The organism is Pantoea vagans (assembly GCF_001506165.1).
In the GTDB taxonomy this organism is placed as follows: domain Bacteria; phylum Pseudomonadota; class Gammaproteobacteria; order Enterobacterales; family Enterobacteriaceae; genus Pantoea; species Pantoea vagans_C.
In genome coordinates this window covers 717,014-730,378 of record NZ_CP011427.1, presented here as the reverse complement: position 1 = coordinate 730,378, position 13,365 = coordinate 717,014, and the positions used below count along the sequence as shown (strand labels likewise).

The window sequence follows — 13,365 nt, the reverse complement described above, 5'->3', positions numbered from 1 at the left end:
AGGGTCGCCATTTATGGCGACCAAAAATAGTGATGTTGCACTTTTCGACACATTCACCGAACGCAACAATATCAATTTGCACCGATAATCAGTGAACCATTATTGCCATTCTGCGGATTGCTAAACAGCGGCTGTCCTGCACCAGGCGCAGCTTTTAACACCCAGACACGGCCATAGTGGTTATAAAAACCAGCAAGGTGCGCGGCATCAGGCCCTACACCCTGATAGATATCGAAGTGCTGCCCTTTGATCGCCCCGCCCACATCCAGCGCCACCATCAGGCGCATTTCATATTTGCCATTGAACTTGCCTTTCTCGTTCAACTGCGGCACTTCCGCCAACAGCGCGGTACCTGCCGGGATCAGTGAACGATCCGATGCCACCGACGCCTTAGCAATCAGTGGTACCGCACTGGCTCCACGCACAGGCACGTAATCTTCTGGCTTGAAGAACACGAAGGATTGATTGGTTTCCAGCACATTACGCACCTCCTCAGGAGAGTGCTCCTGCGCCCACTGACGAATCGCCTGCATCGACATATCTTCACGCTTCACTTCACCGCGATCGATCAGCTCTTTACCCACGCTATGATACGCCCAGCCATTTTTGCCGCCGTAGCCAAAGAAACGCAGTGGACGACCGTCGCCGAAATCGACATAGCCGCTGCCCTGCACATCCATCATGAAGTTATCGATCAGCGAGTTGCTCCAGGCAATCACATAGCGCTCATCAAGTGCTCCACTATATATAGAAGCGCGGCTTGGCAATTTCTGCCCACGCGGACGCGGCGGCATGCGATAAATCGGATACTGGAATTCGCCCTGACGGGTATAACGCGCTTCTACCACCGGGGTGTAGTAACCGGTGAACTGCACGTTGCCATAATTATCGGTGCCTTCCATTTGATAGGCATTTAAACCGAACTGACTGAGCTGACGGGTGTCGGCACCGGAAAGCAGCCAGTTTTGAATCGCGCTGTAGGTACTGGTATTGCGGCTGTAGAGGCCTGATGATGCGCTCTGAATCTGCTGAATCTGCACGCCAAAGTCTCTGCCGTTGACCGGACGCCCTTTGGCATTGGGTTCATTGACCAGCCCGAGCGGTTGCTCCAGCTTACCATCTATATATTGCTGACCCCGATCGGTCGGTTTAGAACTACAACCTGCTAACAGCGCGAGAAACGCGCCAGTCAGTGCATACTTCGCCCAATGTCCTTTCATCACTTTCTCTTTTTATCGCTTGTTGGCCCCGCGACGATAGCAAACGGACGGAAAGAATGAAATCCGCCACAGGTTACCGCGCTCACATCTGTACAATTAATCGCCCGATGGCGCTTTTATTCATCAACTGGCTGTAAATTTAGGACCTTATGGCAAAAAGAGGTTGCATCGCGGCGCGCCAGGAGTATAGTGCGCATCCACGGACGCGGGGTGGAGCAGCCTGGTAGCTCGTCGGGCTCATAACCCGAAGGTCGTCGGTTCGAATCCGGCCCCCGCAACCAATTCTTCTTAAGTGAAGAGACAATTTGAAAGTCGTGTAACGCGTCAGACGGACGCGGGGTGGAGCAGCCTGGTAGCTCGTCGGGCTCATAACCCGAAGGTCGTCGGTTCGAATCCGGCCCCCGCAACCAATTGTCTTAAGAAGAATACAATGTGAAAAGTCGCTAACGCGGCAGACGGACGCGGGGTGGAGCAGCCTGGTAGCTCGTCGGGCTCATAACCCGAAGGTCGTCGGTTCGAATCCGGCCCCCGCAACCAATTACAGATAAGCACCTTAACGGGTGTTTTTTTGTTTCTGGCGTTTGGACAAAATAAGGCGGCATTGCCGCCGCCCTTTTATACCCAAAATAATTCGAGTTTCAGGAAGGCGGCAAGTGTATGAATCCTCAGGAGCTTACTGAAGTAAGTGACTGAGGTGAATGCATGTAGCCAACGCACCTGAACCAAAAGTAGGCCCCATGAGGGGACTTGAAGTATGAAGGGTATACCCAAAATAATTCGAGTTTCAGGAAGGCGGCAAGTGCATGAATCCTCAGGAGCTTACTGAAGTAAGTGACTGAGGTGAATGCACGCAGCCAACGCACCTGAAAATTGAAGTATGAAGGGTATATCAGCGACGTGCCAGCACCGCCCCCTTCTCGAAGTACGCCTTAATACCATGCAAAATCGCCTCAGCGACCTGATGCTGATAACGTGCTGTGCGCAATTTACGCTCCTCCTCCACGTTACTGATAAAGGCCGTTTCCACCAAAATTGAGGGGATGTCCGGCGCTTTCAGCACCGCAAAGCCAGCCTGATCAACCGTGCGTTTATGCAGGTGATTGATGTGCCCCATACGTGACAGCACTTCTTTGCCAAACTTCAGGCTGTCGCTGATGGTCTGACGCTGCACCATATCGAACATGGTGTGGTCGAGATAGCGATCGCCGCTCATGCTTACCCCGCCGATCAAATCCGATTCGTTCTGGGTTTGTGCCAGGTAGCGCGCCGCCGTGGACGTTGCCCCACTGGTGGAAAGTGCAAACACTGAGGAGCCTCGCGCCGCGCGGCTGGTGAAAGCATCTGCGTGTATCGACACAAACAAGTCGGCGCGCTGCTTACGCGCCTTCGCCACGCGCACCCGCAAGGGAATAAACACATCCTCGTTGCGTGTCATGTAGGCTTTCATATTGCGTTCTTTATCGATCAGCGCCTTAAGATATCGACCAATCTTCAACACGATATCTTTTTCCCGCGTCTTGTATTTACCATGCGCGCCGGGATCTTCCCCACCGTGTCCTGGGTCAATCATGATAATGATCGGACGATCGCGCCCCGCTTTACCCGGTAACGGAGCCTGCGCTGGCTGGTCGCGATCGAGTTCACCCTGGTTGTAATCGTTCAGTAACGCCAGTAGCGGATCCTCTTCCGGCGACGGCTGGCTGGGGTAGAGATCTACCACCAGGCGATGCTTAATACCGGCCACCGGTGCCAGCGTGAAAATCTTCGGTGCGACGTTACGCTTGAGTTCCAGCACCACGCGCACCGTGTTGGCATCGAACTGACCGACACGGGCATTTTTGATATAGGGATCGTCAACGCGCACTTGCTTATCCACCCCTTTCAGGACCGGATTGATATGCAGGTTATCGATGTCGATCACCAGGCGATCGGGGTTGCTTAAAGTGAACTGTTTATACTTAAGCGGAACATTCGACTCCAGCGTCACGCGGGAGTAAGTCGAGGAAGGCCAAATACGCACCGCCACAATATGCTGGCTGGCCGCAAGACCGGTACGCGTCACGCTTAAAAGAAAAAGCGCGCCTGCGCCCTGTAATAATCGTCGTCGTGTGAAAGCTTCAGACATGCCGCTCCAACTGCTGTGTAGTGTCTAAAATATCGTCAATTGACGATGAGAAGGCGAAAACTTTGTTGGGCTATCCGTGTCATGTTTTGCCAGAAAAACCAGATAATGCAGTCTGTTAGCGAGGGTTGCATCAGGAAAATCGTAAAGTAACGTCAGGCCCGGCGCTTGCAATAGCAGGCAAAAGAGCATAAAAATACAGAAATTTAGAATAAACATTCACAGAGGGTTTGCCGTGAAGGAACGTAGTACTGAACTGGTTCAGGGTTTTCGCCATACCGTTCCCTATATAAATACCCATCGTGACAAGACCTTTGTCATTATGCTGGGTGGCGAGGCCATCGAGCATGAGAACTTTTCCAGTATCGTTAATGACATTGGCCTGTTGCATAGTCTCGGCATTCGCCTGGTGGTTGTCTATGGTGCCCGACCGCAGATTGACGCCAGCATGGCACAGCAGCAGCTGGAACCGATTTATCACAAACATACACGCGTCACCGATGCGCAATCACTGGAGCTGGTGAAACAGGCTGCCGGGCGTTTACAGCTGGATATCACGGCTCGCCTGTCGATGAGCCTGAACAACACTCCGCTGCAAGGTGCGCATATCAACGTGGTTAGCGGCAACTTTATTATCGCGCAGCCGTTGGGTGTCGATGATGGTGTCGATTACTGCCACAGTGGTCGTATACGTCGTATAGATGAAGAAGCGATCCACCGTCAGTTGGACAACGACGCTATTGTGTTGCTCGGTCCAGTCGCGGTCTCCGTTACCGGTGAGAGCTTTAACCTCACCTCGGAAGAAGTAGCCACCCAGTTAGCCATCAAACTCAAAGCCGAGAAAATGATAGGTTTCTGCTCCGAGCAGGGTGTCACCAACCGTGAAGGCACCATCATTTCCGAACTGTTCCCGAATGAAGCGCAAGCGCGTATCGATGAAATGGAAAGTGACGGTGATTTCCTGTCTGGCACCGTGCGTTTCCTGCGCGGCGCTGTCAAAGCCTGCCGCAGCGGCGTTCGTCGCAGCCACCTGATCAGCTATCAGGAAGACGGTGCTCTGCTGCAAGAGTTATTCTCACGTGACGGTATTGGTACGCAGATTGTGATGGAGTCTGCCGAGCAGATTCGTCGTGCGACCATTAATGATATCGGCGGCATTCTGGAGTTGATTCGCCCGCTGGAGCAGCAAGGCATTTTGGTGCGGCGTTCACGCGAGCAGTTGGAAATGGAGATCGACAAATTCACCATTATTCAACGTGATAACCTGACTATCGCTTGTGCGGCTCTCTATCCGTTCCCGGATGAGCAGATTGGTGAAATGGCCTGTGTGGCGGTACATCCTGATTATCGCAGCTCTTCACGCGGCGAGCTGTTGCTGGAGCGCGTGGCACTGCAAGCGCGTCAGATGGGGCTGAAGAAGTTGTTCGTGCTCACCACACGCAGTATTCACTGGTTCCAGGAGCGCGGCTTTACGCCGGTGGATATTGAGTCTCTGCCCGAGAGCAAGAAGCAGATGTATAACTATCAGCGCCGTTCAAAAGTGCTGATGGCGGATTTGGGTTAATTAACGCATCGCGTGAATTTTCAGTGCACATAAATGCGCACTCTACAAAAATGACCCCGGGTATGTAAGGTCGGCATTTTTGCCGACCCCTCCCTATTCCCCACCTAACCTCTCCAGCAATCCACTGCGGCGCTGAGTACGCAACTGCACCGCCCGGCGGAATACGCCGTCATCGCTGTATAACGTGAGCTGCTTGCGGGCGCGGGTAATCGCGGTATAGATCAATTCGCGCGTCAGCACCGGCAAGAACTGGGCGGGCATCACTAAGGCCGTGTGGTCAAACTCCGAACCCTGTGACTTATGCACTGTCATCGCCCACGCGGTGTCATGCGCAGGCAAGCGGCTCGGCTGAACGGCTTTGATACTGCCATCGGGCAACGGGAAGAACACTTTGAGCAGCCCCTCGTCATCGAACAGCGTGATGCCGATATCGCCATTGAACAACCCAAGGGCATTGTCGTTGCGCGTCACCATCACCGGGCGCCCCTGATACCAGCGGCTGCCGCCGGTGGGTCGACGAATCAACTGCATCTGCAGCAACTTCTGTTCAATACGCTGATTCAACCCCTGCACACCAAACGGACCTTCGCGCAGGGCACACAGCAGTTGATAACGTCCGAATGCCGCCAGGATCTCGCTGGGCTGCGCGCGCTGACTGACTAACCGCAGAAACGGCCGATACCCTTCAGCGATTTCCGACAGCATCGCCTGATAGGCTTCGCCGTCATTCAGCGGCTGGCGAGCGATATCGCTAAAACCAGCCTGAAATGCCGCTTCAACGGCTTTAGACTCACCGGCATTCACTGCGGCTGCCAGTTGACCGATTCCTGAATGCGCATCGAAACGGTAGCTTTTACGCAGCAGACAGATTGCGTCACGCACCGCTGGGGCGCGGCTGTCATCATTGCCGTCAACCTCACAGCCGGTTAAGGCATGCAGCTGAGCCGCACGCGCCGTGCTGTAACCCGCTTCCGCACAGCGACAAATATCCCCCAGTACCGCACCCGCTTCTACTGAGGCAAGCTGGTCACGGTCGCCAAGGAATATCACGCGCGCCTGCGGCGGTAATGCGGCAATCAGATTGGCCATCATGCCAAGATCGACCATTGAAGCTTCATCCACCACCAGCACATCGAGATGCAGCAAATTGCCCGCATGATAGCGTAAGCGTTGTGTCTCAGGCTGCGCACCCAGTAAACGGTGTAAGGTCGTGGCTTCAGCGGGGAAGCGCTGGCGCTCAGCCTCACTGACCGGCAGCTTCTGCAGCGCTTTGCCGAGGGATTCGGTGAGCCGCGCCGCCGCTTTGCCTGTCGGGGCAGCAAGCTGAATACGCAGCGCCCCGTCACTCAAGCGAATCAGCGCCGCCAGCAGTTTTGCCACTGTGGTCGTTTTCCCAGTGCCGGGCCCACCCGATATCACCGCGGTTTTCTGCGTGAGGGCCACTGCGGCAGCGATTTTTTGCCAGTCATCCGGCTGGGTACCAAACAGGTTATCCAGCACCACACGCACCCTTTCGTTAGCGAATGACTGCGGTGCTGACTGCGCCTGGAAGAAGCGGGCCACCTGCCCCTCATTGTGCCAGAATCGATGCAGATAAAGACGATCATCACAAAGCACTATCGGCGCTGCCTGCTCGCTGCTGCTCAGTGCAGACCAGTTCGCCAGGATCGATGGCCAATCCTGTGGCTCCCCCGCCGCCAGCCAAATAGCCTGCGCCAACTCCGCGTGACGTCCCTTAAACAAGTTCTCTTGGCTCAGTTGAAACAGCGGTAAACAGACGTGCCCTTCCCCCGCTTCCGCGCTGAGGCAAGCGGCGGCCAATAACCGTGCCGGTTGGCTGTCGTCGGCTAAAAGCAGTGCAAACTGGATATCCAGCGGGCGCAATAAGCGCAGCTCAGCCGCCTGCGCAAGCAGTGCTGTCATGCCGCTCATACTGTGGCTCCTGGCCCGCGAAACAGGCTATCTAACTGTGAAACAAATTCCTGAGTCGGGCGAGTGTGGAATACGCCATTGTCAGGCGAACTGCCATCCAGCCCACGCAAGAACATGTAAAACACGCCGCCAAAGTGCTGATCATAATCGTAATCCGCCAGGCGATGTTTAAGATAGCGATGCAACGCCAGCGAATAGAGTTGGTACTGCAAGTCGTAGCGGTGGTCAATCATCGCCTGTTTCATCGCTTCCGGCGTGTAAGCTTCACGGCTGTCGCCCAGCCAGTTGGATTTGTAATCCAGCAGGTAATATTTGCCCTGCCAGCGGAACACCAGATCGATAAAGCCCTTCAGCATGCCCTGCACCTGGCGAAACTCAAGCGATGGTGCATTCGATGACAAGGCATCCTGGCGTATCACGCTATCCAGCGCGTCCGCTGTTAGCAGACCGTCAATCGGCAAATAGAAACCCATCTCCACTAAACAATCGCTGGCCTGCACCTCGGCAAGCTTAATGCCCTGCGCGTTAAGTGGCGTACTCACCACCCGCGCAATCCAGTCGCTGAGCATCGGCTGCCAGTGCAGCGGATAGCCATTTTGCTGCAGATGTTGCTCCAGCTTTTCAGCGGTGGGGGGCTGCGGGAAATCCAGCGATTCAAACAGTTCGTGCAGGAAGGTTCCTGGCGCCGCACCGCGTGGGAAATGATGCGGCGTCAGTGTGGTTTCGCTGTAATCTTCCTGAAGATCTTCACCGGCCGCCTCAATATCAAAGCTCGGCATGACATCAAGCAGCCGTTGGTTACCATGCTGCTGCAAACCGGAGTAGCTGGTCACGCGCCAGGATTCAACCAATGGACGCGTGACTGAGCGCGCCGTTAGCTGACCATCTGCGGTTACGGCTTCCTGCCAGCGTTCGGCATCGTCATCTTGTACTGACACCACTTCAGTGCCCGCTGCGTTCATCTCACTCAGCAGCACGGCCAGTTGCTCGGCTGTCGCCGCCTCGCCGCGTTGTAACAGGTATCCCAGTGCACTTTTATGCAGATCGCTCACGCCCTCTTTCTTGCGCGTACCGCGAAACAGCGGCGCAACCCCCACGCTGCAGTGATACACCGAGCGCGTCAGCGCCACGTACAGCAAGCGCAAATCTTCCGCTAAGCGTTCCTGTTCCGCCAGCGCCAGGCTTTCATCATCAGCTTGCAGATCCAGCACCGCTGCGAAATTTTCACGATCGTGATAAAGCGCGGTATCGGCTTCGCGGAAACCGGCGGCAAAAGGCAGCCACACCAATGGATACTGCAGCCCTTTCGATTTATGAATGGTGACGATTTGCACCAGATGGCGATCGCTTTCCAGACGAAGTTGCTGGCTGGATGACTGGCTGTCCGGGCTGTCGATCTGCTGCGCCAGATAACGCACCAGCGCATGGGGGCTGTCGAGTTGCGCGGCAGCCTCCTGCAATAGCTCGCCCAGATGCAACAGGTCTGTCAGACGGCGCTCACCGTTTTCCGAGGCCAACAGGTTTTCCGCCAACTGGCGTTCCAGCATCAGCTGGCGCAGCATCGGCAACACGCCCCGCTGCTGCCACAACAGCTGCCAACGTGCGAAAGTCTCCACCAGCGTATCCCAGCCGCGCGCATCCTGATCCAACCTGTCCAGTTGTGCCGCGTCAAACGCAAACAGCGAGGTCGCCAGCGCGGTACGCAGCATACGCTCCTGTTCCGGTGCCAGCACCGCCTGGAGCAACCATAACAGCTCGCGCGCCTCTGGCGTGGTGTAAACACTGTCACGGTTTGAGAGATAAACCGAGGGAATCCCCAGCTGATTCAGCGCTTCACGAATCAGGTTGGCTTCGTTGCGACTGCGTACCAAAACCGTGATGTCTGAGGCCTGTACCGCACGCTGCGCCGGAGCTTTACCCAGCATGGCGCGCTGTTGCTGCCCTGCCTGCAACCAGCGGCTGATATCCGCGGCACATTGCCGCGCCATCGCTTGCTGATAATCGCCCACACTGCATCCCTCACCCGGTTGCAGCCAGAGGCGTAAGGCTGCCTGCTCCTGTTGGTCGATACTGAGTGAAAGTGTTTGATTCGGCGGCGCAAACTGCACCGGCAGAAACGGAATAGCCTCAAACAGGAACGGAGAATCAAGCCGTGCAAACAGCTGATTGACGCTTTCCACCATCGCGGGAGAAGAGCGCCAGTTGGTATCGAGCGTGTAGTGGGCACTGACTTCACTGCGCGCGCGAATATAGGTAAAAATATCCGCACCACGAAACGCATAGATCGCTTGTTTTGGATCGCCGATTAGCAATAACGCATGTTCCTGCTGCTGAATATAGAGCGTGCGGAAAATACGGTATTGCAGGGGATCGGTATCCTGAAATTCGTCAATCAGCGCCACCGGATAACGCTGACGGATCGCTTGTGCCAGCTGCTCGCCACCGGGCTGCTGTAGTGCATCATCCAGTCGGCTTAACAGGTCATCAAAGCCGAGTAACGCTTGTTGCCGCTTTTCTTTGCGCACTGCCGCGCGCACGTCGACTAGCGCCCGGGCAATCACCACATCGCGCAGTGAAACAGGCTGCGAGAGGAACGTCTCGATGGCTGAGAACAGCGTATGCTGAGGAGGATTGCCCTTTTTGGTTTTCTCATCAAGCACCTGTTGTGCAAAGCGCGCCAGTTCAGCAGGCACCTGATAATCGCAGGTTTCACTCTGCGCCCAGAAGCTGACTTTATTCACCCAAACCGGCAGATTTTTACTGCTGTAGCTGCGCTTATCCACATCCGACTGGGCGACGATGGTCAATACCTCATCGCCCACCGCGCGCCACTGGGCTTTCATCGCGTCAATACGCGCCAGATTTTCATGATGCCGAGAGGTTATGGTTTCCGCGTCACCCGGCGGTTGCCGCAGGCTGGGGGATTCGCCCTGCAACCACGGGCGTAACGTCGCCAGCAGTTGCTCTGGTCCATTCCATTCACTGACAATCACGCGAGCGATATCCAGCGTCAGCGGGTAGCAGTGACGACGCCAGAAATCGGCAGTAGCCTGCCGCAACAGTTGATGTTCATCTTCGATCAACTGCTGTTCAAACAGCATGCCAGACTCAAAGGCGTTGAGATTGAGCATGCGTTGGCAGAAGCCGTGGATAGTAAAGATGGCCGCCTCATCCATCTGGCGTTCGGCGGCCAACAGCAATGAGGCGGCATCTGCTGGCTGTGGAATTTCGTGCAACAACTGCATCAGCATGGGGTTGCTGCTGGCGCCGCGAATACAGGCCAGCCGCAATTCATGAATGTTGGCGCGGATACGTCCACGCAGCTCTGCGGTGGCCGCCTCAGTGAAAGTGACCACCAGAATTTCTTCCACTGACAGCGGGCGGGAATAAGCATTCGCCCCGCCCAGCCCCAGTAATAAACGCAGATAGAGCAGTCCGATAGTGAAGGTTTTTCCGGTGCCAGCAGACGCCTCAATCAGCCGTTCACCGCGTAAAGGCAGCGTCAGCGGATTAAGCGATTCTGGCAGTTGCAGCTGACTCATTGCGCATCACTCTTAACCGGCAAGGATTGCTGTAATTTCTCAACCTGATCCCAGGTGGTGAAGCCAGGGAGTGGCGCATAATCATCTTTGGTTGCACCATCGTGGCTACCGCCGATTTGTGACACCATCGCCATACCTTGCTGGGCTATCACCGCTTTATGGAAGAAATCCGCCAAACCTGCAGGCGTGAGTTTCTGAATTTGCTCAATGGCTTTCTCTCGCGTATCAAAGGCAAAATTCTGACGATTGAAATCGCGGTTATAACGATTGGCTTCTTCATCCAGCGTTTGTGGGCGCTGTTTCAAATCATTGATTAATGCCTGCTGATATTGGGCGAAATCTTCCGGCTTCATGTCTCGCAAACGTTGTTCTGCCTGCGGATAGAACGCCTCGAAACGCTGCATCAGATAAGCCGGTTGCTTACTGTTACTCTGAAGCAGAAAACCAATTCCCCACTGACGGCCAATCGGCATTTGATAGGAGAACACCGCATAGCCCAGCTGTTCCTGGGTGCGCAACTGATTGTAGAACCACGGCTGCACAATCTGGCTCAGCATGGTGCTGTTGGCCATGCTTTGGTACTCGTCATAGCCGAGCGGGACGTAAAGGGCTGCCAGCGCCGAATCGGTGCTGCTACCAGCGGTTTGCAGACTCGCCTTCATGGCTTTGTCGATCGCCACGTAATTACTGTGCCAGTAACCCTTGCCATCACTGTGCAACTGCTGCTGCAAATCAGCGCCCAGTTGCTTAACCCGATCGGCTGAGAGGTTCCCCACCACCATCATTTCTGGCGTAGCCTGGCGTAACAGAGCATCACGATAATCGATGACATCTTTCAGCGTGAGGTATTTCACCAGCTTACGGCGCGTTTCACGCTGGGTATAAGGCAGTTGCGACAACATCTGCATTGGCTGTATCGCCTGCTCAAACGCTTTGCCTTTTTCCGCGGCTTCCAGTCGATCCAGATACCAGGATTTAGCCTGCTCCAACTGCTGTGCATCCGGTTGGAAAGTGGCATACCCCTCAACCAGTTTTTTCAGCAACTCCGGCAAGCGCTGGGTAAAACCGCTGGCGTTGAACACAATGCCGTCATCCTCGCCCGTCGAGAAGCTGATGCCGCTGACGGAAGCCTGCGAATTCAACTCGTCCAGCGCCACGCTGGAGAGATAATCATTCAGACCAAACAGCACTTGCTGGCGCGCATCACTGATAGCGGCCTTGTTACGCAGCGCCAGCGTAATCGCCGCCTTCGGTTCGCTGGCATAATACTGGCTTGGCATCCAGTAAATACGCATGCTATCAGCATTGGTAAGCGCTACCGGGTGAGTGTAGGTTTTGCCATCTGAGGGAATCAGCGAAAAATCGGATGGGATGTAAGGATTGAGCGTCGGCATTGAGAGCTGAATCTGCGCCCCGCGCTGCTGCCAGTCACTGAATTGCGCCGCACTGATTTTATCCACCTGATAAGGTGCGTTAACGAAGTAGGCTTCTTTGTTATGCGGCTCACCAGGACTGATGTACCAGATGCGCGCATTTTGCGGCGTCATCTCATCAAGGCGAGATTTGATGGCCGCCGGGTCGAAGTTGTCCGCCAGATAGGGGGCGTCCAGCGCATGATCGATTGGTACGCGCAGCATGGTGTCCACCAGCCACTCGATGTAATCCATGTCACGCGTAATCGAAGGGTAACGGAAATCCAGCGCCAGCACGTGTGACACTTCGTCAATATAGCCTTTATCAATGCCCTTAGTACGCAGCATATCAAGGTAGTTGAATACCGCAGCCACCACTTCATCACGCTGCGCCAGACCTTTATCCGTCAGTGAAACCGTAATGGCAAAGACGCCGCTGTTACGGTCGGTCATTGGGTCAGCACCCGCATTGACACCGTCGGCCAGCCCCTGTTTTTGCAGCCAGTCGTTAAGGGTGTTTTTACTGCGGTTGCCAAGAATGTAGCTGATCAAGGTGTCGGTTTTGCTGCGGAACTGATCGCTGTTGTTAGCAATGCGGAATTCAATTTTCAGCTGCTTGCGCGGTTGGGCAGGCACATAGTGAATGATGATGCCTTTCTGCGCATCGGTCACCACCGGCACTTCAATCTTCGGTACGATTGCCTGATGGTTGCTGACGCGACCAAAGGTCTGGGCCGCAATATCCGCCATCTCCGGCAGTGATTTATTACTGTAAATCACCGCTTTCATCAGGTTGGCGGAATAGTGGCTGTGATAAAAATCGGTCAGTGCCTGATGCAAATTACTGTCGGGTTTATCACGCAGCGTGTCGAGATTACCGCCGGAATAGCGCGATCCAGGGTGCGCGGGATTGAGGGTTTCAGCTCCCACTTGCGCCATACGCAAACCATCACGCGAGCGCGCCATGGTGAGTTCCGCATTAACCGCATGGCGTTCGCGATCGGCATTGACCGGATCAAGCAAGGGCTCAGCAATGGCATCGGCGAGACGATCCACCGCTGGCTGCAACGCATCGTTTTCCACTTCCAGATAGAATGCGGTGCGATAGGAAGCGGTGCTGGCGTTGTGGCTGCCGCCATGTTTTTTTAGAAACTCCGCGAGATTGTCTGGCTGTGGATAAAGCTTGGATCCCATCAACACCATATGTTCGGTGTAGTGCGCTAACCCCAATTGCTGATTAGGATCGTCAAGCGATCCAATCGGCAGGGTGATCGCCGCGAGAGATTTAGGTGCTGCGGCATCCGACACCAGCAGTACCGTCATGCCGTTGGTCAGCGTAATCGCCTGATAACTGCGTGGATCGTGATCGCTTTTGCGAATGGTTTCATTGATGGGCTGCCAGCCGCGATCGGTATCGGCAAAGGCACTCAGCGCCAGCATGCTCAGCAGCAGCGCTCCTATCCAGCGTGCGTTAATCCGCATTTAAACCCCTTTCGTTACCCTATACCGCTGTCTGTGTGCCCAGCGGAGAAAAAACAGACTTTTTTATGATTTTGAGAACAACAGCAAAGGC

The 13,365-nt window shown here is 54.9% G+C and carries 6 protein-coding genes and 3 tRNA genes; 4 read left to right on the top strand and 5 right to left on the bottom strand.

Annotated features, from left to right (window positions below):
* Positions 1–71: 71 nt before the first annotated feature.
* The gene (gene mltA / locus LK04_RS03285) at positions 72–1,220 is read right to left on the bottom strand and encodes a murein transglycosylase A (protein WP_039330682.1); all 1,149 of its coding nucleotides are present in this window, start codon (positions 1,218–1,220) and stop codon (positions 72–74) included.
* A 204-nt stretch (positions 1,221–1,424) separates the two neighbouring features.
* Between mltA and LK04_RS03280 the strand changes: the two genes are divergently transcribed.
* The 3 genes from LK04_RS03280 to LK04_RS03270 all read left to right on the top strand — a co-directional run bounded on the left by LK04_RS03280 (position 1,425) and on the right by LK04_RS03270 (position 1,757).
* Positions 1,425–1,501 (top strand) — tRNA-Met (locus tag LK04_RS03280).
* A gap of 52 nt (positions 1,502–1,553) precedes the next feature.
* Positions 1,554–1,630: transfer RNA gene (locus tag LK04_RS03275), tRNA-Met, on the top strand.
* 50 nt (positions 1,631–1,680) lie between these two features.
* A tRNA-Met gene (locus LK04_RS03270) sits at positions 1,681–1,757 on the top strand.
* A 352-nt stretch (positions 1,758–2,109) separates the two neighbouring features.
* Here the strand turns inward: LK04_RS03270 and amiC are convergent.
* Positions 2,110–3,345, bottom strand: coding sequence for an N-acetylmuramoyl-L-alanine amidase AmiC (amiC, locus tag LK04_RS03265; protein ID WP_039333256.1), 1,236 nt, complete (start codon positions 3,343–3,345; stop codon positions 2,110–2,112).
* A 232-nt stretch (positions 3,346–3,577) separates the two neighbouring features.
* Between amiC and argA the strand changes: the two genes are divergently transcribed.
* On the top strand, positions 3,578–4,906 hold the full coding sequence (gene argA, locus LK04_RS03260) for an amino-acid N-acetyltransferase (RefSeq protein WP_039333254.1): 1,329 nt from the start codon (positions 3,578–3,580) through the stop codon (positions 4,904–4,906).
* Between the two features lie 93 nt (positions 4,907–4,999).
* Here argA and recD read toward each other — a convergent pair whose 3' ends face one another.
* The 3 genes from recD to ptrA are packed head-to-tail and all read right to left on the bottom strand — an operon-like array spanning position 5,000 to position 13,274.
* Complete coding sequence (gene recD, locus LK04_RS03255) at positions 5,000–6,838, bottom strand: exodeoxyribonuclease V subunit alpha (protein ID WP_039333251.1); 1,839 nt, start codon at positions 6,836–6,838, stop codon at positions 5,000–5,002.
* A complete protein-coding gene (gene recB / locus LK04_RS03250; protein ID WP_039333249.1) occupies positions 6,835–10,380 on the bottom strand; it encodes an exodeoxyribonuclease V subunit beta in 3,546 nt (1,181 codons plus the stop codon). The genes recD and recB overlap by 4 nt, the downstream gene beginning before the upstream one ends.
* Positions 10,377–13,274 (bottom strand): pitrilysin, encoded by a 2,898-nt coding sequence (gene ptrA / locus LK04_RS03245; RefSeq protein WP_039333247.1) that lies wholly within the window; start codon positions 13,272–13,274, stop codon positions 10,377–10,379. Before ptrA ends, recB begins: the two co-directional genes overlap by 4 nt.
* Positions 13,275–13,365: the final 91 nt, after the last annotated feature.